Raw genomic sequence first — 24,544 nt, forward strand, 5'->3', positions numbered from 1 at the left:
TTCATCGTGCTATAATGTTCCCATTATTTTTCAGGAGGGACATTATGAGTACAGGACAAACAGGGATCCTGATCGCCATCGCCTTATATCTGGCAGCAATGGTCTATGTGGGATTCTATTTCAGCAAAAAAGGAAGCGGCGATACCGCTGATGATTTCTATCTGGGAGGACGTAAGCTGGGGCCTCTGGTGACGGCCATGAGCGCAGAGGCCTCTGACATGAGCAGCTGGCTCCTCATGGGACTGCCGGGCGTTGCCTATCTGACTGGTATTGCAGACGCAGGCTGGACAGCCATCGGACTTGCTGTTGGTACCTATTTAAACTGGCTGATCGTTGCAAAGCGCCTGCGCAGGTATTCCATTGCATGCAATGCAATCACCATACCGGACTTTTTTTCCAGGCGCTACAGGGACCAGAAGAATGTTCTTATGTGTATTGCAGCAATCGTTATTTTGATCTTCTTCATTCCCTACACCGCATCGGGATTCAAGGCAGTTGGCACTCTGTTTTCCAGCCTTTTTGGTGTGGACTACCACGCTGCCATGATCGGAGGAGCAGCCGTTATCATCGGCTACACTGTTATGGGCGGCTTTATGGCAGTGTCCACAACAGACCTGATCCAGAGCATTGTTATGAGCATTGCCTTGGTTATTATCGTATTTTTCGGTATCCATGTGGCAGGGGGATGGAATGCAGTGGCTGAGAATGCACGCTCCCTGGAGGGGTATCTCTCCATGATCCGCCTTCACAATATGGCAGACAACACTTCCTCCCCCTACGGCTTTATCACGATCCTTTCCACGCTGGCATGGGGACTGGGCTATTTTGGCATGCCTCACATTCTTCTCCGTTTTATGGCCATCCATGATGAGAATAAGCTGACCCTTTCAAGGCGTATTGCCTCTATCTGGGTGGTGATCTCCATGTTTGTGGCGATCCTGATCGGCATCATCGGCTACGGAGCTTCTGTGGCAGGAAGCATTCCTTTATTTGCATCCAGCTCTGAATCTGAGACAGTCATCATCAGCCTGGCGGGACTTTTAGGGAGCAACGGCTTTTTCCTGGCCCTGATCGCAGGCGTTGTCCTGGCAGGTATCCTGGCATGTACCATGTCCACTGCGGATTCCCAGCTGCTCACAGCAGCCTCCGGCGTTTCCCAGAACCTGCTCCAGGACTTTCTGAAGATCAAAATGGATGCAAAGGCCTCCATGATGGCAGCCCGTTTGACAGTTATCTGTATTTCCCTGGTATCCATTATCCTGGCATGGAATCCTGACAGCTCCGTATTTACCATCGTTTCCTTTGCCTGGGCAGGTTTCGGTGCATCCTTCGGCCCCGTAGTCCTCTTCGCCCTGTTCTGGAAGCGCAGCAACCTCCAGGGTGCCCTGGCAGGCATGGTCTCCGGAGGCATCATGGTATTCCTGTGGAAGTACGGCGTGCGTCCTCTGGGCGGCCTGTGGAACATCTACGAGCTTCTCCCTGCCTTCATCGTGGCTTGCGTGGCGATCGTGGCAGTCTCTCTGGCAACGGCTCCGCCTTCCAAGGAGATCTGTGATGAATTTGATTCTATTGGGAAATAAATAGCAGAAGGAAAACCGCCTGGGTTTCTGCGGCAAGCAGAGCCAGGCGGTTTTCTTTTTACGAAGTATCCAGTAAAACGCGCCAGTGACGCGTTTTATCAGCTTGCGTTGGTTGGATACGTTCACGGCTCTTCTGCATCCTTACTGCATATCTGAAGCCTGTGCTGATACTTCTCCCTGGTAGCCAGGCCGCCGCGGATATGACGCTCCGATTTATTCACATCCAGGACGATCCGGGCTTTGGATGCAAGGGAAGGGTTGATGTGTTCTAGACGGTCGGTTACATCTTTATGTACCGTCGATTTACTAATCCCAAATCTCTTCGCTGTCTGCCTCACCGTCGCATTGTGGTCTATGATGTAATTGGCAATGGCTACGGCCCGTTCTTCGATATACTCCTTCATGGGTTTCCCCCTGAAAATCTTTTTTACAAGATATGCCTGAAGAAAAGATTATATACGGAAGATTTTCCTTTGAAGGTTAATTTTTATGGATTGAAAGAGGTGTCGTTTTCTTCCTGCAAGGACCGCTTCTCTCCTGTCTCAACTTCAAATAAAAGCAGTTCCTCCCCTCCTCGCAGACAACTCCCATGTCTCCCTTGTGGTTCTCTGCGATCTCCTTTGCGATCGCCAGGCCCAGGCCGTAGCCCTCTTCGCTGCTGTGGGAGGCTTCTCCCCGGTAGAATCTCTGGAAGATGGCCTTTCTCTGCTCTTTGGGGATCACATTTCCCTCGCTCTTTACCCACAGGCACAGCTTCCTCCTGCCCCAGGGCTCCAGGCGTATTTCTGTCCGGCCTCCCTCTTTGGAATATTTCACTGCGTTGTCTAGCAGGATCTGGATCACCTGCTTTAGCTGGGCCGGATTTCCTTTTACCCACACCGGATCGCCGGTCTCATAGGCAATGGTCTTTCCCATCTGGTAAAATACAGGCTCAAAGGTCAAAAGCTCCTCCAGCAGCAGATCGCTGAGATCAATGCGTTCCCAGTCCTTCCGGCCTTTTTTCATCAAGTCGCTTCTTGCAAGCAGAAGCAGGCTTTCCACCAGGCGGCGCATCTGGATGCATTCCTGGTCTACATTGTCAAGCCACTTATCCACATCCTCCGCCATGCCCTCACACCGTTCCTTTAGAAGCTCTGCATTGGCTGTGATGACTGTGAGGGGAGTCTTTAGCTCGTGTGAGGCATCTGCCACAAACTGCTTCTGACGGCGCACGGATTCCTCCACAGGGCGGACTGCCCACCGGGCGAAAAAGTAGGACAGCACCAGAAATCCCAGCCAGATCAGGCAGCAGGCAAGCCCGCCGTGTAACAGCACTTCATCCATCATAGACTCCTCGTAGGAGGTGTCTGCAAATGCGATCAGATCTCCTGCAGAACCGCTTACACGCAGGTACCGGAGGCTGTAGTCCTCCAGATTGCCCGTTTCCTGGCCTCCATCCATCCCCAAAAATACCACGCTTTCCAAAAACTCCTGGTCCGGAAAGGAGTGGTAAGCCCCGTCCTGCAGCACAATGACTCCATCCGGCTGCACCAGCACGGAAAAATGCGGGACACGCGTCTGCTCCGGATCCTGCCATTGCCGGCCATGTAGGTCCTGATATTCCACTGCCTGGGACAGTACGGCGTTGATCTCCTGCCGTCCCCGCTTTTTAACCAGCAGAGCCGCACAGCAGAAGGTAACTCCGATCACGGCTGTCACGATCAGCATGTTGTAGAACATAAATTTCCATCTCAGCCTGTCAATTTCCTTCACCCTGCACCTCCTTTTCACAAAGACGGTATCCCAGATTACGTATCGTCACGATCACTGCATGGACCTTTAAAAACAGCAATTTTTTTCTCAAAAAGGAAATGTAGATCTCCACATTGTTTTCCACGGCGTCCGAATCATTTCCCCATACCTTCAGCAGAAGCGTTTCCTTTGAGATCACCTGATCCCGGTTTGTCATGAGGATCCGCATGATGTCGTATTCCTTCCGGCCCAGCTGTATGGAGCGCTCCGATCCTGACAATGTATAATTTCCCTGATCCAGAGATAAATCGCCAAAAGTCAGGCAGTCGAAAAGAAGCTCTCCCCGGCGCCTGACAATGGTCTTCATCACAGCTAACAGCTCCTTTTTATCAAAGGGCTTTGTCAGATAATAGTCTGCGCCGCTTTCCAGCCCGCGCACCTTATCCTCCACCTCACTTCTGGCCGTCAGCATGAGGACAGGAACCTTACACCCCTGCTCTCTGGCCTCCTTTAACAATGTGATGCCGTCCTTTCCCGGCAGCATCACATCTAAGATCACCGCATCATAGGCCTGCTCCAGAATCTGGTAGCTGCCCGTGATCCCGTCCGTACAGATATCAGAATCATACCATATCTGTTTCAAAATATCCTGGACAGACTGGGCAAGCCTTACATTGTCCTCAATGATCAGCACTCTCATCTCTTATACCTCTTACCTTAAGTTTCGGCATTTTATTCCAGCTCTCCTTATCTGCTTCTGATCTCCTTGCGCATAAATGAGATATAGGAAATTGCAAAGACCACAGCAGTCAATGCCAGCAGGCCTGTCAGATGGGGCCATACCAGAAGCAGGCTCTGTCCCATTGAAAGATATCCGGTGATGGCGCCGGACAGCTGCTGGGGCAGTATCACGTTGGTGGTGCGCACGCTGGGATTCATAATGGTGCTCACTGCCTCGCTGTACAGATAGTAGGGAGACAGCCGGTTTAAATCTGCCTGGCATTCATAATAATCCATCACTGCAGACACGGTGTACATCTTGTCTGCCGGATACAGGATACCTGTCAGAATGCTGACCACCAGGCTCATAAATAATGCAAAGAATATCCAAAGGGCGATCCCCAGCATAGCCGATGTGGCGGCATGGCGGCACAGGACGGAGAACAGGATGGACAGCGCCAGCCAGAAGCAGATATAGACCGCAGTAAAAAACAGAAATACCGCGATCCTTCCCAGCTCCTCTCCCACCGGCGGAATGCCGATGGCCAGAAGCCCGATCGCCCCTGTCAGGATCCCCATGGAGAACACCATGAGAAAGATCATGGTAGCGCCTGCCAGGAACTTTCCGTTGATCACCGAATCACGGTAAACGGGCTGGGATACCAGGCGGTTTAACGTTCCCTCCGACCGCTCGCTGTTGATGGCATCAAACCCCAAAGCCAGACCTACAAAGGGCCCCAGAAGGGCGATGAAGGAGGTGAAGGACGGAATGGAGCCGCTGTTTAAGGTAAACAGCTTAAGGAACATAAAGCTGGAGTCCGATGTCCCGGTCCCGGCATCGGCCAAGCCTGAAACAGCGCCGTAAATGCTGGCAAAGCTGGTAAGCAGCACCAGTCCCAGAACGATGAGAAAACGCCTGCTGTGGATATTGTCCGCCATCTCCTTCTGATAGATCGCAGAGAGGCCGCTTCCTCTGACGGTTTTTCCTCCGGTCCTACTGCCGGTTTCTGAATGCTGTGAACCGTCTCTGTTTTTCCTGATCATCATTTTCATTTTCCACCCCTGCCTTTTCAAAATATCGTCTGTAAATCTCGTCCAAATCGTTTCCCCTCTGGCGCAGATGAGTCAGAGTGTATCCGGCATCCAGCGATCTTCTCAGCAGCTCTCTCTTTATGTCGGAACGGGCACGGACCACATAGATCTCGCCCTCCCGCTCCACCTCATCTACATTTCCCAGATCCTTTAAAAGCTCCGGGAACCCATTGTCGTCCGGAAGGGCAGCAGTTTCAAAGGCATAATGGCCCTCCTGACGCATCTCGGCGGCCAGCTCCTCTATCCGCCCGCAGGCGATCAGCTGTCCCTCCACAAAGAGGCCTACCCTGTCGCATATCTGCTGTATCTGGTACAGCTGGTGGGAGGAGATCAGGATCGTTCTGCCATCCTCCTCTGCCAGCCGGCGGATCAGCTGCATCAGCTGGTGCATTCCCTCCGGGTCGATCCCCAGCGTGGGTTCATCCATGATGACTACCTTTGGATCCTTCATCAGCACATCTGCGATCCCCAGCCTCTGCCTCATGCCCCTGGAATAGGTTCCTGCCTTCTGGTCTGCCGCATAGGTCATGCCTACCTTTTCCAGCAGGCTTTCTGCGCGCTCCTCGATCACGCTCTCTGAAAGCCCGTTTAAGCGCCCCGTATACCGCAGATTCTCTTTTCCCGTCATGTCGGAATAAAAGCCTACATTATCCGGAAGATATCCCACGATCCGCTTTACCTCTATGGGCTCTCTGGTGCAGTCCCTGCCATCGATCCAGGCCTTTCCGGAGGTTGGCTCCGTAAGTCCCAAAAGCATCAGCGTTGTAGTAGTCTTGCCGGCTCCATTGGGTCCCAGAAGGCCAAATATCTCGCCCTTATGTATTTCCAGGTTCAGCTTGGATACCGCTGCCTTTTCTCCATAGCATTTTGTCAGCTCTTCTGTACGGATGATGTTTTCCATAGGACTACCGCCTTCCGTATTTCTTAAACACATAGCCTAAACCGCCTCCCACGCAGAGGATCAGAGCCACTGCCACAACGCCCCACACTGTCCTGGTCTTTACAGAAACGCGGAAATCCGCGCTGCCGGAGGTCTCCTTGCTGCTTACACTGAAGGAAGTCACATAATCTCCTGTAATGGCATCGGAGCTGGGCTTTACATGGGCGATGACCTCTGTGGTGCTTCCTGCCGGAAGGGAGGAGATCATATTTTCCTCCAGATCATAGGTAACCGTCCAGCCGGAGGGAGCTGTGGAATTTAAGGAAATATTTTCCAGATCCACATTTCCTGTGTTGGCAACCTGCAGGGTCACATCGGAGGCCTGGTTGGCATAGGCGTCAAAGCTCAAGCGCCCGTCCGGAGTGCTTAAGGTGATCCCATAGGTCCCGGTAACGGTAACGGTCAGCTCCATATTCAGCGTTTCCTCGGCGGACACAGCGCTGCAGGAAATCTTGTACTCTCCTGCCTCCACATTTTCCGGAGGATTAACCGCAACTGTGATGCCCTGGCTGGCACCGGACTCTACATCAATCGCTGCCACCTTTGTGCTGTCACCCGATGGAGTAAAACTTACGGTCCATCCTGCCGGGGCATTGGAGGACAGACTGTAGGACTGGGGCTTTAAGCCATTGTTGATCAGTGTTGTGCTGAAGCTGAAATTTGTTCCTGCTGCTCCCTCCTGCTGTGGATACTCTGAGGTAAAGCTGCCCTTTCCTGCATTCTGCTCATTTACCTGGAAACGAATGTCCAGGCTGTCTGTCAAACCATTTTCCGCTGCCGCCTGAAGGCCTACTGTATAACTTCCCTCCTTAAGCTCATCGGGAACGGTCAAATGGAGCGTCAGGCTTGCCCCCTCTTCTCCCGGCTTTACATATACCTGGTTGACCTCATAGCTGCCGCCCTGGAGGTAGCCCTCCCAGCCCTCAGGCATAGCGGTTATGCTCACATTGGTGTTCATGCCGCTGCCGCTTTTATTTTCCAGCTCTATGGGGATGCTTAAGCTGTCCCCCGGTTTTACGGATACGCCTGGATACTGTGTATTCATCTCCAGTCCGCCCTCTGCATAGGCCGGATGGGCCCACACAGCCAGAAAGGCCATGGCAGCCAGGCTCACTGCAGCCAGCCACACCATAGCCTTATGAAAATAATGTGTTTGTCTCATGATATCCTCCTCTTGCAGTATCACTGTAACTGCTGTCATCTTTTGAGGCTATCATAAACAGCAAACCTTTAGTCAAGCTTTAATCTTTTTGAAAGAAGTGTGAAACTTTCCATTCACAGCTCATTTCCCGGCTGCCACGATCCTGTCGATCAGATCAATGTACTTGCCATCCTGGTAGGAATACCATATCTGTTCGCAGGCTGTACGGAATTCCTCTATTTCCTCCCGTGTCAGCTCAGTTATCACTACATTTTTCTTCTTTAGCTCCTTTTTTGCATTCTCCTCTGCCTCGTCCCACAGCTTTCTCTGGTATTCGCTGGATTCCAGGGCAGTCTGATCTATGACCGCAAGATCCTCTTCGCTGATGTTTTTCCGGCTCTCCTCGCTCATGACAAGGATATCCGCAGACCTGGTGTGGTTGTCCTCTGCAAAATAAGGCGCCACCTCATAGAAGGACTGGGACAGGTAGTTGACAATGGAGTTCTCTGCCCCCTCTGCCTCCTTTGTCTGAAGGACCCTGTATACATTAGAATAATCCGAGATCACAGGCTTTGCTCCGAGGGCCTTTACCATGGAAGTCATAAGCTCTGACTGCTGTACACGGATCATCATTCCCTTCAGATCCTTTGGCGAGTGGATCTCGCCCTTTGAATTGTAGAAGCAGCGTGTACCGCCATCATAGTAGGCAAGGCCGTACATTCCCTGCTCCTTCATCTGGCTGCTGCGCAGCAGGCTCTGGCCCACCGTTCCATTATGCACCTTCCAGAAATGCTCTCCGCTGTCATAAATATAGGGCATTGCCAACACATTGAAATCCTCCACAAAATAACCCATGGAGGCCAGATCTGCCTTAACAATATCTGTCCCGCCGTACTGAAGCTGTTCCAGGCTTGACAAGCCGTCCCCCAGAGCAGAATCATTAAATATCTCAACTGTCACCCTGCCATCCGTCCGCTTTTCCACCTCCCGGCCGAACCACTCTACTGCCTGGGTAGTGGCGCTGTCATCAGGCAGATTATTTGCCAGCTTTAATACAACCGAAGGCTCTGCCTCCATTTTTCTGCCTCCGCAGCCTGTAAGCGCTGCCGCCAGTACGGCTGCTGCAAATAATACTGTCTTCTTCACAGCTTTCTCCTCTTTCACTGCTGTTTTGCTGTATGTTAGTATAGCACTTTCTCCCTTTCTCCACCACCACATTCTGAACGTTTCCCGGCAGCGGTCCCATCACATGATGCCATTGAGTTCCTGGTACAGATCCTTTGCGTAGCTGTCCGTCATGCCGCAGATATAGTCTGTCACAAGAAGAAGCCGCAGATACAGGCGTTCCTCTTCGCTCTTTCCCTGGGAGCAGAGAGAATAGATCTTTTTGTAATTATCAGAGATCAATGACACCAGCTTTTTCTGTACCTGGGTCATGGAAAGCTCTGTGTCATAGGGGATCACCGCATCCACAAAGCGGTCTAAAAGGAAGTCAAAAATGGTTTGGGCTGCGATCTCCAGCTTCAGGATGGGAGTTGTCTGGAAGGCATAGCGGCAGGCAATATCTCCCAGGGCTTCCATGAGAAGCTCCACCTCCGTACCTGCAAACAGGTCCTTTCCGTAGGAGCCCTCCATGACCGCTCTGTAATTGCGCTCAAAGCATTCTGTCACTCCTCCGATCATCTGTCCCTGGGCGCTGATGATCCAGTTCTGCACCGCATATTGATCAGGCTGGCTGTAGCCGCGGTCCAACGCCTTGTTGTACTTGTCCTTCAGCCATGATACGATCTGCTTATACCGCTCTCCCTGCCGGCCGGGCTCATACCCCTTAAGCTCAGCGAAAAGGCGGTCATAGGAAATGCAGCCCTTCTTTACCGCGTCCTCAATATCCGCCGTCTTGTAGGCAATATCGTCTGCTGCCTCCAGAAGGAAGGCCAGTGGATGGCGCCTCCCCTTTGTCCCTGTGGAAGCCTGAATGTCATGGAAATTCTCCCTGTCAGCATAGAAATACCCCATTTTCTTTGTGCGGATATCCCCGCTTTTCTTGTCGATCTCCAGGGAGGACACCGGATATTTTATGATGGTTCCCAAAAGGGCCTTTGTCAGGTTCATGCCGTGCTCGTCCACCAGAAAATGGAGCCTTGTCACCACACGGAAAGCCTGGGTATTGCCCTCAAAATGGTAAAAATCCTGGAGCATTTGAGGGCCTAGAAGCTCTGCCAGAGGCTTTTCCCTGTAGCGTAAGAGCTTTAGATTCTTCTTGAACCAGTCCTGGATCGCTGTCTCCCCGAAATGCCCGAAGGGCGGATTCCCTATGTCATGTATCAGGCCTGCGCACTGAAGGATATCGCAGACAGCACCCTTGTATTCCGGCAAAAAGGCTGGATCTTCTATCCGTTTTACAATGCATTCTGATATGTTCTGTCCCAAAGATTTGGCCAGAGAGGACACCTCCAGAGAGTGGGTGAGCCTGGTGCGGATGAAATCGCTTTTATCTAAGGGAAAGACCTGGGTCTTGTCCTGAAGGCGGCGAAAGGAGGCACTTCCGATAATACGGTGATAGTCCTTCTCAAATTCTGTCCTCATATCCGTGGATGACTGTTTTTTAAAGCTGCGTATCCTGTCTTCACACAGCAGCGTGCTCCATTCCATCTGTTGCCCTCCTCGTATTTTTATTATCTATAATAGTACCATTAATGTCAATAATCCGCCAGTGCTATAGGATCTGTCCCATAAAAAAGAAGGCCCTGCACCAAATCCATGCATATAGGCCTTCCTGCGGTTTCCTGCTGACTTATTTTCTGCTTTTGTCTTATTTTGCTTTAGGCTCTCGCCTGCCTCTTGCTGCCTGCTGTTCCAATGCTGTGGATCATGACGCTGATCCTCTTATATACCAGGGCTGTAATGACAGACACCACGATCCCCTTAATGATATTGAAGGGGCCTACACAGATAACTGCAAATGTCCACACATTGCTGACAGCCGGATTGATGGCTGCGCCGATGGAGATGATCGTGTCAAGAGGCATGAAATTGGAATAGAAGGGGATCATCACCAGTGCATTTCCCACAATACCAACAGCGGACATAATGATGGTCCCTGCTGCCATAGCGAGCATGGCTCCGTTCTTTGTCTTGTGGATGCGGTAAATGATGCCTGCGGGAACTACCATGGAACAGGCAAATACAAAGTTGGCGAACTCTCCCACAAAGCCGGTGCTGGTGGGTTTTAAGAGAAGCTTGATGAGGATCTTCACTACCTCCATGATGACTCCGGCCACCGGGCCTAGGGCAAAGGTTCCCACCAGGACCGGCACCTCGCTGATGTCAAGGCCATAGAAGCTGGGAGCGATAAAGGGAAGGGGCACCTCAAACAGCATGAGCACTGCTGCCAAAGCACCAAACATTCCCATAAGGACCACATTTTTCGTAGTAAGTAATCTGTCGTTCATTTTTTCCTCCTGATAATTGTTTTTAAGTTCATCATTCAGAGGAATCATGTGGGCGGCGGCAATGCCGGGAGCAGTGTGTGCATCCCTGCGGAGCATTTTTATTTCATAGGGAACGAAGTTTCCTGTGAAATAAAAAACCCCGGATATCAAATATATCCGGGGCCAACGTCCTAATATCTGCCAGTCATCTCTTCCTGCCACACAATTTCTTCTCTCATCCAGACTATACTGTCGGTTCCGGAATCACACCGGATCAGCCGCCTTACGCGGTTCGCGGACTCTACCGCCGGTGGGGAATCACACCCCGCCCCGAAGAACTTATTATTAATTTATAGTCATTATAACCCTTTATAACCCTATTTTCAAGTACATTTTCAGGATATCTTGCACAATGTTTTTGTGCGTTTTTACGTATCACTATATATCGCTTCATGTTCCTACGCCATTTCAGTGTACGTCTTCAAACTATTCTGCGGCACAGATTTATAGAACTTCTTTCCCCACACAGCACAGCAGAAGATTGGTTCTGTCATTGATGCATGCGTCATCGGCCCGCTCTCCTGCCTCCCCTCCCTCCGGGTTTTCTCCGCACACATCCATGCCTATGATCCTGCGGCATAAATGGGCAGCGCGGATCCCATCCAGGACTGTCTCAAGGGATGTCTCCCCCTGATCCCAGTTCGTCCTGGCGTCTTTCTCTCCCAGCACATCCTTATCCACAGAGATATACAATGGATGCCGGGGGGACTGTGTATTCCGGTCATCCTTTTTGCCGAAAAGCCTTTCCCAGATGCCTCGATCCTCCATGTCCCTGCTGCTGATCCAGACAAGCCTGCCTCCGTAAGGCCTTAAGCCCTCTGTGCTCTCCTCCACAGCCTTTATGGGCGGTCCGGCGAGGTAAACGCGGTTCAGATAAGGATTTGTATCCAATGCGGCTTTGATCCACCCGCCACAGGATAAAATATCCCCAAACATAGGCTGCTGCATGTCCGTGTGATGATCAAAGACAAGGAGGTCAAAGGGCTCCTCTATCTGCTCCAGCCACAGCTTGCTCACATAATGGTAGTTACCGGAATCCAGGAAGTGGACACCTCCCGGCCCCAGGCCCTCTATCCGCCTTTTCAGCTCCTCCTTGGCCAGCTCGTCGCAATAGCAGTTGGTTCCCTGAATGCCGCTTACGTCCAGCCACACAGTCTCAAAGCCCTCTGCTTCCTTATAAAAGGTCTGGGCAGCATATACATGGCTGAAATCCATGACTACCAGACGGTTATTGTCCACCTTTCTGCTCACTTTCCTTCCTCCTGCTCCTTATCATTTGTCACATTCCCATTCCCGTTCACAGGGATCGCTTCTCCCAAATAGGTGGGCTTTGGCTTTACCACGGTATAAATAAGGTCCTTTGGCCTTGCTAAGAGCTCCCGCACATCCCGCAGAAGCTGGCCGCCGTAGGATCTGGGATCGGAGGCAACGCCGTAAGCCTCCATTCCCATGGAACGGGCTACAAACAGTGCGCGGTACATGTGGTAATTCTGGGTGACGATCACAATTTTCTTTACCTGGAAAATGTCTCTGGCACGGTACATGCTCTCATAGGTGGAAAAACCGGCGTGATCCATGAAAATATTCTCGGAAGGGATCCCTGCTTCCACCGCATACTGCTTCATGAGATTTACCTCATCGTAATCCTTCCGGCCGTGGTCCCCGCTCATGAGCAGGCGGTCGCTGGCACCTCCCTTGTAAAGACCTATGCCCTCCTCCAGGCGGTCCTTCAGCATCCCGGAGGGAGAACCGTCCTGACGCACGCCGCAGCCTAAGACCATGATGCAGTCTACATTTTCAAGCTCCACGGCCTCCCTGGGGCTTATGATCCTGTCCTTTACCTTCCATATAATATAGCCATTTACTGCCAAAAGGACAGCACAGGCTGATACACCAGCGACCAGCAGATATGTTACTGCTTTTTTTGCAGCTCTCCTCCATTTCATCATGTCATGCCTCCTTACCTGTACCTTTTCCCGGCCTGTCCATTCCTTCCGAAGGGTTTTTTATTCCATAGGAGGCTCCGGAGGAGTTTCCTATGAAAAAAGAAAAGCCGCAATCCTCTTGTGATCACAAGGCTTGCGGCTTTTGGCATTTACAGCTTACATTACTTTACAGCGATTGCTTCGATCTCGCACAGCACGCCCTTTGGAAGGGTCTTTACTGCTACGCAGCTTCTTGCTGGCTTTGATGTAAAATACTTTTCATATACTTCGTTGAATGCAGCAAAATCACCCATATCTGCCAGGAAGCAGGTGGTCTTAAATACCTTGTCAAAGCCGCTGCCTGCTGCTTCCAGGATCGCGCCTACGTTCTTGCAGCTCTGCTCTGCCTGTGCAGCAATCCCCTCGCCAACAGTACCGTCAGCAGGATTTACCGGGATCTGCCCGGATGTGTAAACGATGCCGTTTACCTCAAAGCCCTGGGAATATGGTCCGATTGCGCCCGGCGCCTTTTCTGTGTTGATTACATTCATGATAACTCCTCCTTTTGTCCGGGGAAAACCATGTACTTTATGTATTCCCCATATTGTTATATTTCATTCTTCGCAATGGTTGCGAACCCCATCGCCATTATAACGGATTCTCTTCCATGTTGCAATGGGTTTCAGGATAAATATGCGAAAGCAGATACTCCTTCCTGTTTTTCTCCGGCTCCTCCAGTACCAGTTCAAGAAGCCCCGCCAGGATGGCGCCCACTTCCTTTCCCGGCTTTACTCCTGCCTCCATCACATCACGTCCGGTCACTGCCAGGGTTTTTAGGCTGATGCAGTCGCCATTTTGGAGGATCTCCTCCTTAAAGGCAGCCATCGCCTCCAACGCCTCCAGGGGCTCCGGACAGTCTCCCGGCAAAAGGCTCACTCCCTTTGCAGCTGCCCTGGCAAGGCACAGCTTTACTGTCAACAGGTCATCAAACAGCTCCGGCCCCATGATGCTCATGGCCCGGCGGATGGCTGTTTTGACATCCGGCGTCTCCTTTTTCATTTCCGCCACCGGTCTGTTTAACCACTCCACAAGAGTCCTTGTCTTATAAATGGTATCATTATCAAGCTTTAAATCTCTCAGGATACGCACCGCAGCCTCTTGTCCGGAGGTTCTTAAAAATGCCGCCCAGCGCAGATGCTTTTTTGCCGGGACTGATACAGGAACAGCTGGTGGGACTACCTGATGAAAGGCTGCTGACACATAGGGGCTGATCCCGGTCTCATAAACCAGCTTTATCTGCTCCGGATGGCCGCTTAACAGCAGCTTTGTCAGCTCTGTCTGGATCCGTTCCTTGCTCACATGGACCATATTGGGGGCAATGGTCCGGATAGCCTCATATGTCTTTTCTTCAATAGCAAAACCCAGCTGGGCGGAAAAACGGATGGCCCTAAGGATCCTTAAGGCGTCCTCCGTAAAACGGTCCATGGGATCGCCCACGCAGCGGATCATTCCTTTTCGGAGGTCCTCTGTCCCGCCAAAGGCATCCACAAAACCGGTCCGGCTGTTATAGGCCATAGCATTGATGGTAAAATCACGGCGTTTTAAGTCCTCTAAGAGGCTGGGCGTGAAGGATACGCTGTTTGGGTGGCGTCCATCGGAGTATTCTCCATCAATACGGTAGGTCGTCACCTCATAGCCCTCTTTTCCCATCATCACCGTCACCGTGCCGTGCTGGATGCCTGTATCCACTGTTCTGCCAAATACCGCCTTCACCTGCCGGGGTAAAGCGCTGGTAGTAATGTCCCAGTCCTCCGGCTGCCTGTGAAGGAGCATATCACGGACACAGCCGCCTACAACGTAGGCCTCGTATCCCTGTTCATTTAATTTTCTGATGATTTCCTCTGCAGGTGCGGGGATCCGTATTTCCATTCTGTGTCCACCTTATTCTTTCTATGTCATATCCGCTCTTATTCTGCTTTGTCTGTCCGTTCAGCACCCTTAATATGCTCTTCCCCAATAAACCATCTTTTTCGCCGGCTTGCCGCAGCATACGCAGGTGTCAGACAGTGCTTCCTGATCAAATGGCATGCATCTGGAGGTAGCTCCTGTCACCTCTTTGATCTTATCCTCACACTCCTCACAGCCGCACCACATGGCCTTTACAAAGCCTGGCTTTGTATTGATGGTGTCCACAAAGGAATCCCAGTCTGTGGCAGCGTAGGTGTGGGCATCCCTGTGAGTCCTTGCCTTTATGAGCATATCCTTCTGAATGGTATCAAGAAGCTCTGATGTCTTCTTCTCCAGCTCATCTAAGGACACAACGATCTTCTCGTGGTTGTCACGGCGCACAAGGACAGCCTGGTTCTTCTCCATATCCTTTGGTCCGATCTCCACGCGCAGCGGGATACCGCGCATCTCGCAGTCAGCAAACTTCCAGCCTGGGCTCTTGTCTGTGTCGTCCACTTTTACAGAGAAGCCGGATTTTACCAGGCGGTCCCTTAACTCAAATGCTTTGTCTAAAACGCCTTCCTTCTTCTGCTGGATGGGAACCACCATGATCTGTACAGGCGCGATCCTGGGCGGCAGCACCAGACCGTTGTCATCGCCGTGAACCATGATTAGTGCCCCGATCATACGGGTCGTCATGCCCCAGGAGGTCTGATGTACGTACTTCAGTGTGTTGTCCTTGTCCGTAAACTGGATATCAAATGCCTTTGCAAAGCCATCCCCAAAGTTGTGGCTGGTTCCTGACTGCAGGGCCTTTCCGTCGTGCATCAGGGATTCGATGGTGTAGGTTGCCTCAGCTCCGGCAAATTTCTCCTTGTCTGTCTTCTGTCCGCGCACAACCGGGATTGCCAGGACCTCCTCGCAGAAATCAGCGTATACATTCAGCATCTGGATGGTACGTGCCTCTGCCTCCTCGGCAGTCGCATGGGCCGTATGGCCCTCCTGCCATAAGAATTCCCTGGAGCGCAGGAAGGGGCGTGTGGTCTTCTCCCAGCGCACAACGGAGCACCACTGGTTATATACTCTTGGAAGATCCCTGTAGGACTGGATATCCTTTGCATAGAAATCGCAGAATAAGGTCTCGGAGGTGGGCCTTACGCACATGCGCTCCTGAAGGGGCTCTAAGCCTCCATGTGTCACCCAGGCAACCTCCGGAGCAAAGCCCTCCACATGATCCTTTTCCTTCTCTAAGAGGCTCTCCGGGATAAAGATAGGCATGTATACATTCTGTACCCCCGTCTCCTTAAATCTTCTGTCCAGCTCCTTCTGGATGTTCTCCCAGATCGCGTAGCCTGCCGGCTTGATCACCATACAGCCCTTTACGCTGGCATAATCGCAGAGCTCTGCCTTCTTTACCACATCCGTATACCACTGGGCAAAATCTACGTCCATGGATGTGATGGCTTCTACCATTTTCTTATTGTCTGCCATGATTCATTCTCCTTTTCCATTCATTGTAAAATCAGAAAAGCCATCCGATCCCATGCATGATAGCTCTACATGGGACCGAATGGCTCGGCGGTACCACCCAAATTAGCCGGCAGAAGCATTCTCCTCCCGCGGCTCACTCTTCATCCGTTAACGCCGGACATACGCTGCATTCATCATGCAGAGCTCCAGGGCCGGTTGGGCATACGCTTTCCGCAAGGAACTTCCACCAGTGTTCCTCTCTCTGGTCCGGGCCTTATGCTTACTATTCCCCTTCATCGCTGTGTGTCGTCTATCATGGAACGGATAGATTCTTTTCGTAAATCTGATTTTACGCCAGAATGCTTTATTTGTCAATGGAGACCGTTGAGTTTCCGCAATTTGCGCTCCGGGTGCCGGGAGGGAGGCCGAAGCGACTTTGCAGGACATTAGAAGCACTTAGTCCGCTGTTTTTTCCGTTCAGAGAGGCATCAATGATTGTTTGAGCGCAGCGAGTTGCGCCCGTGCCTCTCTGGCTTTTAGGAAAAATCAGGGGGCTTAGTGCTTCTTAGGTCCGAAACCGGAGCATCGGCCTCCCTCCCGGCACCCGGAGCGCAAATTGCGGAAACTCAAGGTTCCAGCCCACATTTCTGTCAGATCCTCAATGAGGAGCAGTCCTAATGGCCCCAGGATAAAGCCCAGAAACCCAAATAATTCCAGCCCCACATACACGGCTGCCAGGGTTTCCAGAGGAGAAAGCCCTACCTGACTGCCCATCAGCCTGGCCTCCAGTATCTGGCGCACAAAGTAGCAGACCAGGTAGAGTCCTAAGAGGATAAGGGCCTGTCTCCACTCATGGCTCACGATCTCTATCACAGCCCAGGGAATGAGCACAGTTCCCGTGCCAAAAATAGGAAGGGCATCCAGAATACCGATACCGATCCCAGCCATGAGATAATAAGGATTTTTTATGAGGAGCATTCCGGCAATGCACAGGGCTGTAGTAATGCACAGGATAATGCCCTGGCTCCTGAACCAGGCCTTTCCTGTCTGCACCAGCCGGTTTCCGATCAGGTTAAATTCCCGGCGGAACATGGACTGATCCCGGCGGTCCCGCAGTTCCTCCATTTCCTGAAGGCTTAAGACCGCAGCCAGGAAGGACACCAGCCCCACCAGGGCGGCTTTTGCCAGAAAATGCAGGGCTGTCATGGAATTTTCCATAAGAAAAGGCATGGCGGCGGATCTTCCCATATCCGTAAGGTCGGCCAGCATTTCTCCTGCCAGGCGGCACAGGGAATCCTGACGCAGTCCGAAGGCCTCCTCCATTAAACGGCAGTTTCCGGTAAGCCAGCAGTCAAAAGCCTCCAGCCAGCGGGGAAGCTGCAGCATGAGCATTTTCCCCTCCTCGCACAGCTTTAAGACCAAATGGTAGCAAAGCCCTCCCAGAAGGGCAAGTACAAGAAGCAATTCCACTCCTCCCACCACTCCCACAGGCACATGACGGCGCCTACCCCGGAGCGTTACCCGAAGACGATAGGAGAAAAAACGGGCAGAGGGCCGCAGAAGAAGAGCAAACACATAACCCGCCAAAAAAGGAGCCACGAGAGGAAGCAGGTATCTGAACCCTGCATACACCGCTCCCGTGGTTCCTATTATGATAAAAAGTTTCTTCAGTTTTTTTCCCGGCTTTTCCATGGACTCACCTGTTTTTTGATTCGTACTTCCTTTGTACCCTCTTATTATAAACGGACTCAAGAAAAATATACCGGGCGTTGGCGGATGGGGAAATATTCCTGGTCTGGACAGAAGACAGTGAAAGTAGCAGCAAAAATGTCATTTATAGAACTGGTTTCTGAACCATTATCCTGGTACAATAAATATAATACGCTACTAATGAATTCCTTTCCGAGAGAGGGTAATATGCAGTTTAAGCAGTCCTTAGAAAAAAAGTGGTATTCCTGTGAAAATTATTTTGATATGGCAGCCCTTTGCTATGATCTTATCGTATCTTATATTGGGGATATGCCGGAAGCGGTATTCATTTCTCAATATATGGATATAGGGAAAACTTCAGAAACGTCAAATCCCAATTTAAAGGGACTTTTGAAATTAGAAAATGATGTAAAAACAATTCTTTATGAGGAGCCATTTCCTCCTACTCAGGCAGACAGCATTTGGAATCTCATAAACCATTTTGCAGATAAGGCACTTCCTTTTGGGGATGACAAAACAAATCAAGCAGCCGTGTTTATGTCAATATTAATGGGGATAGACTTATATATAGAATTTCTATTTGAAATGAAATTCCAATTTTCATCAAACGGTCCTCTGAATCATACAGATAGGGCTGGATCATTGGTATATTTAAAAAACAAGCATTCTCTATTAGATACCATAAAAACAACGTACAGCTTCCGCTCAAGCGTTAGCAGCGGAGGAATCAGGGATGCGCTTTCTACGCTTCTGCTCATGAAAAAAGCTGATTTTTTTCCAACATGTAATTATCCCAAGATAAAACCATTTTCTATTCATGAAGGCAGGACGAAGATACGCACGCAATTAATAGAAGATAAAATTCTCAAAATTGCCATCATTCCGAATCAGAAACCAAACTCATTTGAATTCGATGAAGATAGTACTCCCGGCAGTACATTTCGCGTAAAATATACAAACGACCAGAAAACAAGCATTGAAAAACATTGTAAATGGATAGAAACTGCAATTCGACATGGTGCTAATATCATAATACTTCCTGAATTTTTTACCAGTCAGGAAATTTTAGAGGGAATAAAGCTATGGTTTAAAGAAAAGCGTCCAGAGGTATGGATGCAAGAGTCATCACTCATTGCAGTATTTACCGGAACAACCTGGCATGAATCTGATAACAACATCATGCATTTATTAGATGAGCAGGGGAATGAATTGGGAACTTATTACAAATATTCACCATTTACCCAATTACCTCCAAATACCGAAGATTCTAACACATATAAAATGTGTGAGCGTTTGACAACGCCTGGAAAGGAAAGTTTATTATTGGATATTGAATTCGTAGGCCGGGCTCTTCCCTCCATATGCAGAGATGTGATTGACGGAAACTTTACAGAATATCTGGTAAAAAGCTTTGAACCATTCCTTCTGCTCACTTCCGCTTATAGTGCATCCGTCCAGTCTTTTAACCGGCACTACAAAAGTTATGCTTCACACTATTATGTTACCTCTGTCCTCTGCAATGCATGTGCAGCTGTAAAGGGAAGCCAGCTGAGTTTATGTACGGTCCCAATGATGCAGGCAACTGAAATGACCGGGTATACAAAGCCCATTGAGAAATGCCGCAGAAAGGATACTGAATGCCTGGACTCCTGCATAATTTTATTAGAATTGGATTATTCAGGGCATTCTGAAAGAAAAATAGGAAAGTCCCCTCATATCTCCTACCATAGATGCAGAAACCATGTTATTTCAGTTGCGAAGAAATCTAAGAAATGATATAATAAAGTCCTAAATTGAGCAAAAGTTGAATTAAAAATGAACTATTATTGAGATATATTTCAGCAAAGGAGGTGTTGTTATGGCAGACAATAAGTTTACAAAATTATGTAAGTATTTTTGTCAGCTTATTGAAAAAAAAGAGCCTGTATCTGAAGAGATGGTTTCCAGCTATATCTTTGAATTATCCAAAACAGCAAAAGATGGCACCAGAAAACAAGATTTTTCCTATTATGAATTAATTGACCGCTGCAAAAGATATAAAATCTATGATATGGATGAGAGCGAATATTTTGCCTATATGGTAGGGAATGTCCTGGGAAGCTCTGAATTATATAAGCAAATTTGTATGGAATCAGATTTACAGGCCTATGAAGAAAAGGTATTATCGCCAAATTCCATGCAATTTAAGACTTTAAAAATCATCTCTGAATCACCTGGGATTTCCCGCAAAGAGTTATTGGAAAAGCTGCCCGGCGAGAGAACCTCTTCTGCTGTTTCACATCTTACCGGCATATTAAAAGACGAGAAGTATATTACGTACCAAAAAGTTGGACAGGAGAAACGTTTTTTTGCTACACCCAGAGGTGATGAATATGTCAGGACCATTCAAGAAAATACTGTTCTGAAAGCCGGGGAAGAGCAGTCTGCAACAGCCGAACCAAATTTAAAAAATGATATTGAAATAACAAAAAGACGTCAAGCCAACGTATATATTGTTCCGGAAAATAATAACAGCTATCAAATATCGCCATATTATGATCAACCGGATAACCATTCCAAATTAGCATTCAACAGGGAACGCTCGGAAAACCTAGCATATGTGAGAAACTTTTAAACCATAATTATAGGCTCGTGAGGAAAAAAATGGATCTACAACAAATAATAGAAGCAGCAGAAAAACAAGCAAATGGCAATGTGGTTGATTACTTAGTAACCATTTATTGGGGGTTAAGAAAAGAAAAAGAAAAGGAAGTACTTCTCTTCCAGGAATTTGTCAGTCAACACCACCGCAGATTCATCAATAATAAAGATTCGGAATCCTTAATCTTAAAGGATTGGAATCTGGGACAGCTATTTCCAAAATATGAAACCTTGACAGATGGATTTATTGATTATCTTGTATCAGAAAATCTGCCCATTGATGAGTTTTACGCGCGTCTTTGGGAATTTATACATAATAAAGAGATATTTCATGATGAGCTGGCCTCAATAACGGGCTTTTTGATGATAGCCAAGCATACTCTGCTACCCTATTACTATCTGCCTGCCGGGCTTCAAATGAGCAATGATGAATATCGGGAATATATTAAAAATCTGGAACCACAAATCGAAAAAATACATTTTATAGTTAAACGGACCTACTCACAAAAAACAGAAAAGGCCTCAGCTTTTTTGTCTGTTTTAGAGGAGGTAAATGATAAAAAGGAAAGGGCTGTATTATTATCGCGTCTGCTTGACTTAATTATAGAACAAAGATTGCCGGAACAGAATGAATAGTTGACACCTATTTTCATTTATGGTACTATTTAGCCATACATGCCGCAGGAAGCGGTATTATGCCCAGAAGGTGCATTTCTCCAGCTGTTTTTGCAACCGGCAATGTAGCCGGATTTCACAATACTGTAAACAACATTAACCACGAAGGTAATATCTCATCCCAGAAGGAGAGATTTTATTCTTGTGGTTTTTTGTTTGCAAAATCTTAGGAGGAATTATGATATGAAGAACTATTTCAAACCAATTACCGGCCTTCTTCTGGCAGGGCTTATGGCATTTTCTGTAACTGCATGTGCGCCGTCTTCCGGCAAAGGCTCTTCTGCAGCTGCTTCCAGTAAAGATTCTCCGGCAACAGACCCTTCCGGTGAGCGCTCTGCTGTGGATGCCGCCCCGGAGCCTGCCTCTCAGGCAGAACCCGATGCCGAAGGCTTCCCCTACACCTTTACGGACATTGCCGGCAGGGAGATCACTATTGACACAAAGCCAGAGACCTTTATTGTAGGAAATTATATTTTGAATTTCATGCTCATAGGAGGCAGTGAGAGCCTTGAAAGGGTGATCGGCATGCCTTTGGACGGCTGGAAGGAGACACGGATGGGGGAATACACCGCTATGACCTCCTCCTTCCCTGAGATCCTGGATAAGACCAGCATCGGCGGATACCATGATGATGTACTGGACTCTGAACTGATCCTGACAAAAAAGCCGGATGTCCTTCTCATCAACCTTTCCCAGTATTCAGAAAATGAAACCTCCATCCCCGTATTTGAGAAAGCCGGTATCCATGTGGTCGTACTGGACTACCATAAGCTGAAGCTGGAAAACCATGTAAAGAGCACGGAGATCCTTGGGCGGCTTCTGGGCCGGGAGGAGACGGCTGAGGAAATGATAAAGGACTATACCTCTGCCATCAATCTGGTGCAGGAACGCATCTTAAGCAGCGAAAAAGAGCCCAGAAAGGTATACATGGAGCTGGGCAACAATGGCATTGGAGAATACGGCAACAGCTATACCGGCTGCCTCTGGGGTTCCATCATTGACGCTGCAGGGGGCATCAACATTGCAGATGAGGTCCTTGATCCCAGCGAGGGCTATGGCCCTCTGGACCGCGAGTTCGTCCTGGCACAGAATCCGGACATCATAATTATCGGTGGTTCTATCTGGACAGGAGGAAACAGCGGCAATGACCAAATGCGCATGGGGCTTACCGTAAAAAAGGATATGGCTCTTGAGCGCCTCTCCGGCTTTACCGGCCGGGAGGGCTGGAAAAACCTGACGGCGATCCAGAACGGAGAGGTCTACGGTGTAGACCATGGCAGCCTGCGGTTTATGGGAGATTATGTGTATACAGAAGCCATTGCCAAAATGATCTATCCTGACTTATTTGAGGATATTGATCCCCAGGCCGAAATGGAACACTTCTATGAAAAATATCTCCCGGAAATGGACCATACCGGAACATACTATATCAAGTGGCAGGGCAATAAAGCACAGTAGCCTGATACCAGCGTCTTGTCCCCCTCATATTCGGCACGGTCTGACAAAACATGAACGAGACAAAACACTGGCTGCTCCTAGGCCTTCGGACTTATATGCACTGTACAAAAAGGAACTACTACCATATGCATGACAATCTTCCAGCTTCTATCTACAAACATATAAACAGGCGGCGTGTGCTCGTACTGGCAGTCTCCCTTGGGGCGGCTGCCATCGCCTGTCTCATTGATCTCTGCGTAGGCTCCTCCGGCATGGATCTTCCTACGATCGTGGCCACATTGGCCGCAGGCCCCGGCGGTGACACGGTAAACACACTCATCATCTGGTCCATACGGCTTCCCATGACTCTCACCTGCGTATTTGTAGGGGCCTCCCTGGCTCTGGCAGGGCTCCAGGTACAGACCATTACCAACAATCCCCTTGCCAGCCCTTACACCCTGGGAATATCCGCTGGAGCCAGCTTCGGGGCCGCTATTTCCATCACTTTAGGCTTTACCATTGCCGGGTTTCAGTGGGTGGGCACGGCCTCCCTGGCTTTTCTCTTTGCCCTGGGTGTCTCTGCTGCCATTTTCTTTTTGGGGAAGGCAAAGGGATTAAACACCAATACCCTCATACTCACAGGCATTATCATGAATTTCTTTTTCACTGCCCTGCAGCAGTACCTCCAGTACAGTGCCTCTGCTGAGATCGCACAGATCATATCCAACTGGTCCTTTGGCAATCTTTCCCGCTCCTCCTGGGCCAGCGTGTGGGTCAGCGCTGCAATACTGGCAGGTGCATTTTTCCTGATCTTCCGGCTCAGCTGGAAGCTCACTGCTCTGACTGCCGGGGAGGAGAGGGCAAAAAGCTTAGGGATCCATGTGGAGGGCCTGCGGATCACGGTCTTTCTACTCTGCGCCCTGCTGATCGCCGGAGCCGTGGGCTTTATCGGAACAGTGGCCTTTGTGGGCCTTGTGGCTCCCCACTGTGCCCGCCTCCTGGTAGGTGAGGACCAGCGGTTCCTGACACCTGTCACCACCATATTGGGCAGCCTGATCATGCTGGTTGCCTCCACAGCTGCAAAGCTGCTCTCACAGGGATCCATGCTTCCGGTGGGCATCATTACCTCCATTGTGGGCGTTCCGTTCCTGTTTATACTGCTCATGAGGGAGGGAAAAGGAAGATGATCCATCTGGATATTCAGGATATGACGGTTTCCTTTGGCAGCAAAACGGTCATCGACCACATATCTGCCGGATTTGGTGGCGGGGAAATGACAGCTGTCATAGGAAGAAACGGGGCCGGAAAGACCACTCTCATCAAGGCCGTGGCCGGGCTGGCAAAGCATTCCGGCGCAGTCTGCCTCTCCGGGGACGGAAACATGCCCTTATCAAGGGAGGAGATCGCCTATGTGCCCCAGCTGGGAGACTTAAGCACAAAGCTGACTGTCTTTGAAATGGTGCTCCTGGGCCTTGTGAACAACTTAAAATGGCATGTGACAAAGGAACAGCTGATGCTGGTAAATGATACCCTGACAGCGCTGAATCTCTCCGATATCAGCAAGCAGCCCTTCAACACCTTAAGCGGCGGCCAGAAGCAGCTGGTATCCATGGCCCAGTCTATGATCTCAAAGCCTAAGGTCCTTCTTCTGGATGAGCCTACCAGCGCCCTTGACCTGCGCCATCAGCTCATTGTCATGAACATGGCCAGGCAGTACACCCGCGATACGGGGGCTGTCACCATTTTTGTTGTCCATGACCTGATGCTGGCTTCCCGGTATGGAGACAGGCTCCTTCTGCTCCACGAGGGAAGGGTAAAGGCCTTTGATCGTCCGGAACAGGTCCTGACACCGGAGCTTCTTACCAAGGTATACGGGGTGGAGATCAGCGTAGAACGGACAAAAAACGGCTTCTTAAGCGCCGTTCCCATCGCCCCCTTGTAGGGCATCAGCGCGTGTCCCGCGAGAAGCCCTGCAAAATCCTAGGACAGGGACAGGAAGGAATCTCCAGGCGCGCTCTGGAAAACTCTTATCATCTTCGGAGGTG

At 49.8% G+C, this 24,544-nt stretch carries 22 protein-coding genes and 1 riboswitch; of the genes, 7 read left to right on the top strand and 15 right to left on the bottom strand.

The features are described 5' to 3' along the window. Nucleotides 1-44 precede the first annotated feature (44 nt). Nucleotides 45-1,580 (top strand): sodium/proline symporter, encoded by a 1,536-nt coding sequence (locus tag LIZ87_RS10520; protein WP_227146863.1) that lies wholly within the window; start codon nt 45-47, stop codon nt 1,578-1,580. 122 nt (nt 1,581-1,702) lie between these two features. Here the strand turns inward: LIZ87_RS10520 and spoIIID are convergent, their stop codons facing one another. The 15 genes from spoIIID to LIZ87_RS10595 all read right to left on the bottom strand — a co-directional run bounded on the left by spoIIID (nt 1,703) and on the right by LIZ87_RS10595 (nt 17,729). Continuing rightward, nucleotides 1,703-1,984 (bottom strand): sporulation transcriptional regulator SpoIIID, encoded by a 282-nt coding sequence (spoIIID, locus tag LIZ87_RS10525; protein ID WP_227146866.1) that lies wholly within the window; start codon nt 1,982-1,984, stop codon nt 1,703-1,705. A gap of 76 nt (nt 1,985-2,060) precedes the next feature. Continuing rightward, entirely contained in the window at nt 2,061-3,332 is a 1,272-nt protein-coding gene (locus tag LIZ87_RS10530; protein WP_227146869.1) for a sensor histidine kinase, read from the bottom strand. Further along, a complete protein-coding gene (locus LIZ87_RS10535; protein ID WP_227146872.1) occupies nt 3,319-4,011 on the bottom strand; it encodes a response regulator transcription factor in 693 nt (230 codons plus the stop codon). The genes LIZ87_RS10530 and LIZ87_RS10535 overlap by 14 nt, the downstream gene beginning before the upstream one ends. 47 nt (nt 4,012-4,058) lie before the next feature. Next, nucleotides 4,059-5,078, bottom strand: coding sequence for an ABC transporter permease subunit (locus tag LIZ87_RS10540; RefSeq protein WP_227146874.1), 1,020 nt, complete (start codon nt 5,076-5,078; stop codon nt 4,059-4,061). Continuing rightward, nucleotides 5,026-6,024: an ABC transporter ATP-binding protein gene (locus tag LIZ87_RS10545; RefSeq protein ID WP_227146875.1), complete on the bottom strand. Its 999-nt coding sequence runs from the start codon at nt 6,022-6,024 to the stop codon at nt 5,026-5,028. The genes LIZ87_RS10540 and LIZ87_RS10545 overlap by 53 nt, the downstream gene beginning before the upstream one ends. 4 nt (nt 6,025-6,028) lie before the next feature. Beyond that, the gene (locus tag LIZ87_RS10550; RefSeq protein WP_178317440.1) at nt 6,029-7,225 is read right to left on the bottom strand and encodes a COG1470 family protein; all 1,197 of its coding nucleotides are present in this window, start codon (nt 7,223-7,225) and stop codon (nt 6,029-6,031) included. Between the two features lie 120 nt (nt 7,226-7,345). Then, nucleotides 7,346-8,350, bottom strand: coding sequence for a TRAP transporter substrate-binding protein (locus tag LIZ87_RS10555; RefSeq protein WP_227146877.1), 1,005 nt, complete (start codon nt 8,348-8,350; stop codon nt 7,346-7,348). Nucleotides 8,351-8,449: 99 nt separating this feature from the next. After that, the gene (locus tag LIZ87_RS10560) at nt 8,450-9,856 is read right to left on the bottom strand and encodes a deoxyguanosinetriphosphate triphosphohydrolase (protein ID WP_178317442.1); all 1,407 of its coding nucleotides are present in this window, start codon (nt 9,854-9,856) and stop codon (nt 8,450-8,452) included. A gap of 170 nt (nt 9,857-10,026) precedes the next feature. Next, nucleotides 10,027-10,656, bottom strand: coding sequence for an ECF transporter S component (locus tag LIZ87_RS10565; RefSeq protein ID WP_178317443.1), 630 nt, complete (start codon nt 10,654-10,656; stop codon nt 10,027-10,029). Between the two features lie 202 nt (nt 10,657-10,858). Further along, nucleotides 10,859-10,977: riboswitch (FMN riboswitch) on the bottom strand. Nucleotides 10,978-11,139: 162 nt separating this feature from the next. After that, complete coding sequence (locus tag LIZ87_RS10570; RefSeq protein WP_178317449.1) at nt 11,140-11,910, bottom strand: arginase family protein; 771 nt, start codon at nt 11,908-11,910, stop codon at nt 11,140-11,142. Between the two features lie 32 nt (nt 11,911-11,942). Then, the gene (locus LIZ87_RS10575) at nt 11,943-12,641 is read right to left on the bottom strand and encodes a SanA/YdcF family protein (protein WP_178317450.1); all 699 of its coding nucleotides are present in this window, start codon (nt 12,639-12,641) and stop codon (nt 11,943-11,945) included. 161 nt (nt 12,642-12,802) lie between these two features. Continuing rightward, the gene (locus tag LIZ87_RS10580) at nt 12,803-13,171 is read right to left on the bottom strand and encodes a RidA family protein (protein ID WP_227146881.1); all 369 of its coding nucleotides are present in this window, start codon (nt 13,169-13,171) and stop codon (nt 12,803-12,805) included. Nucleotides 13,172-13,268: 97 nt separating this feature from the next. Further along, complete coding sequence (locus tag LIZ87_RS10585) at nt 13,269-14,549, bottom strand: CCA tRNA nucleotidyltransferase (protein ID WP_227146883.1); 1,281 nt, start codon at nt 14,547-14,549, stop codon at nt 13,269-13,271. 69 nt (nt 14,550-14,618) lie between these two features. After that, nucleotides 14,619-16,058 (bottom strand): proline--tRNA ligase, encoded by a 1,440-nt coding sequence (proS, locus tag LIZ87_RS10590; RefSeq protein ID WP_227146885.1) that lies wholly within the window; start codon nt 16,056-16,058, stop codon nt 14,619-14,621. Between the two features lie 534 nt (nt 16,059-16,592). Beyond that, nucleotides 16,593-17,729, bottom strand: coding sequence for an AI-2E family transporter (locus LIZ87_RS10595; protein WP_178317447.1), 1,137 nt, complete (start codon nt 17,727-17,729; stop codon nt 16,593-16,595). A gap of 117 nt (nt 17,730-17,846) precedes the next feature. On the opposite strand from LIZ87_RS10595, the gene LIZ87_RS10600 reads away from it, so the two are divergent. The 6 genes from LIZ87_RS10600 (at nt 17,847) to LIZ87_RS10625 (ending at nt 24,441) form a co-directional block, all read left to right on the top strand. Then, nucleotides 17,847-19,523: a hypothetical protein gene (locus tag LIZ87_RS10600; protein ID WP_178317448.1), complete on the top strand. Its 1,677-nt coding sequence runs from the start codon at nt 17,847-17,849 to the stop codon at nt 19,521-19,523. Between the two features lie 82 nt (nt 19,524-19,605). After that, nucleotides 19,606-20,361: a hypothetical protein gene (locus tag LIZ87_RS10605; protein ID WP_227146888.1), complete on the top strand. Its 756-nt coding sequence runs from the start codon at nt 19,606-19,608 to the stop codon at nt 20,359-20,361. 29 nt (nt 20,362-20,390) lie between these two features. Further along, entirely contained in the window at nt 20,391-21,023 is a 633-nt protein-coding gene (locus tag LIZ87_RS10610; protein ID WP_178316523.1) for a hypothetical protein, read from the top strand. Between the two features lie 222 nt (nt 21,024-21,245). Further along, nucleotides 21,246-22,520: an ABC transporter substrate-binding protein gene (locus tag LIZ87_RS10615; protein WP_227146891.1), complete on the top strand. Its 1,275-nt coding sequence runs from the start codon at nt 21,246-21,248 to the stop codon at nt 22,518-22,520. A gap of 50 nt (nt 22,521-22,570) precedes the next feature. Continuing rightward, entirely contained in the window at nt 22,571-23,686 is a 1,116-nt protein-coding gene (locus tag LIZ87_RS10620; protein ID WP_227146893.1) for a FecCD family ABC transporter permease, read from the top strand. After that, nucleotides 23,683-24,441 (top strand): ABC transporter ATP-binding protein, encoded by a 759-nt coding sequence (locus tag LIZ87_RS10625; protein WP_178316526.1) that lies wholly within the window; start codon nt 23,683-23,685, stop codon nt 24,439-24,441. The genes LIZ87_RS10620 and LIZ87_RS10625 overlap by 4 nt, the downstream gene beginning before the upstream one ends. The last annotated feature ends 103 nt before the right edge of the window (nt 24,442-24,544 follow it).

The organism is Lacrimispora sp. 210928-DFI.3.58, from assembly GCF_020554865.1.
Taxonomy (GTDB): domain Bacteria; phylum Bacillota; class Clostridia; order Lachnospirales; family Lachnospiraceae; genus Enterocloster.

Excerpts from the sequence above, each read along its gene's own strand:
- LIZ87_RS10520 (WP_227146863.1), top strand. The coding sequence starts at position 45 with ATGAGTACAGGACAAACAGGGATCCTGATCGCCATCGCCTTATATCTG.
- spoIIID (WP_227146866.1), bottom strand. The coding sequence starts at position 1,984 with ATGAAGGAGTATATCGAAGAACGGGCCGTAGCCATTGCCAATTACATC.
- LIZ87_RS10535 (WP_227146872.1), bottom strand. The coding sequence starts at position 4,011 with ATGAGAGTGCTGATCATTGAGGACAATGTAAGGCTTGCCCAGTCTGTC.
- LIZ87_RS10540 (WP_227146874.1), bottom strand. The coding sequence starts at position 5,078 with ATGATGATCAGGAAAAACAGAGACGGTTCACAGCATTCAGAAACCGGC.
- LIZ87_RS10545 (WP_227146875.1), bottom strand. The coding sequence starts at position 6,024 with ATGGAAAACATCATCCGTACAGAAGAGCTGACAAAATGCTATGGAGAA.
- LIZ87_RS10550 (WP_178317440.1), bottom strand. The coding sequence starts at position 7,225 with ATGAGACAAACACATTATTTTCATAAGGCTATGGTGTGGCTGGCTGCA.
- LIZ87_RS10560 (WP_178317442.1), bottom strand. The coding sequence starts at position 9,856 with ATGGAATGGAGCACGCTGCTGTGTGAAGACAGGATACGCAGCTTTAAA.
- LIZ87_RS10565 (WP_178317443.1), bottom strand. The coding sequence starts at position 10,656 with ATGAACGACAGATTACTTACTACGAAAAATGTGGTCCTTATGGGAATG.
- LIZ87_RS10570 (WP_178317449.1), bottom strand. The coding sequence starts at position 11,910 with ATGGATTTCAGCCATGTATATGCTGCCCAGACCTTTTATAAGGAAGCA.
- LIZ87_RS10575 (WP_178317450.1), bottom strand. The coding sequence starts at position 12,641 with ATGAAATGGAGGAGAGCTGCAAAAAAAGCAGTAACATATCTGCTGGTC.
- LIZ87_RS10580 (WP_227146881.1), bottom strand. The coding sequence starts at position 13,171 with ATGAATGTAATCAACACAGAAAAGGCGCCGGGCGCAATCGGACCATAT.
- LIZ87_RS10585 (WP_227146883.1), bottom strand. The coding sequence starts at position 14,549 with ATGGAAATACGGATCCCCGCACCTGCAGAGGAAATCATCAGAAAATTA.
- proS (WP_227146885.1), bottom strand. The coding sequence starts at position 16,058 with ATGGCAGACAATAAGAAAATGGTAGAAGCCATCACATCCATGGACGTA.
- LIZ87_RS10595 (WP_178317447.1), bottom strand. The coding sequence starts at position 17,729 with ATGGAAAAGCCGGGAAAAAAACTGAAGAAACTTTTTATCATAATAGGA.
- LIZ87_RS10605 (WP_227146888.1), top strand. The coding sequence starts at position 19,606 with ATGGCAGACAATAAGTTTACAAAATTATGTAAGTATTTTTGTCAGCTT.
- LIZ87_RS10610 (WP_178316523.1), top strand. The coding sequence starts at position 20,391 with ATGGATCTACAACAAATAATAGAAGCAGCAGAAAAACAAGCAAATGGC.
- LIZ87_RS10615 (WP_227146891.1), top strand. The coding sequence starts at position 21,246 with ATGAAGAACTATTTCAAACCAATTACCGGCCTTCTTCTGGCAGGGCTT.
- LIZ87_RS10620 (WP_227146893.1), top strand. The coding sequence starts at position 22,571 with ATGAACGAGACAAAACACTGGCTGCTCCTAGGCCTTCGGACTTATATG.
- LIZ87_RS10625 (WP_178316526.1), top strand. The coding sequence starts at position 23,683 with ATGATCCATCTGGATATTCAGGATATGACGGTTTCCTTTGGCAGCAAA.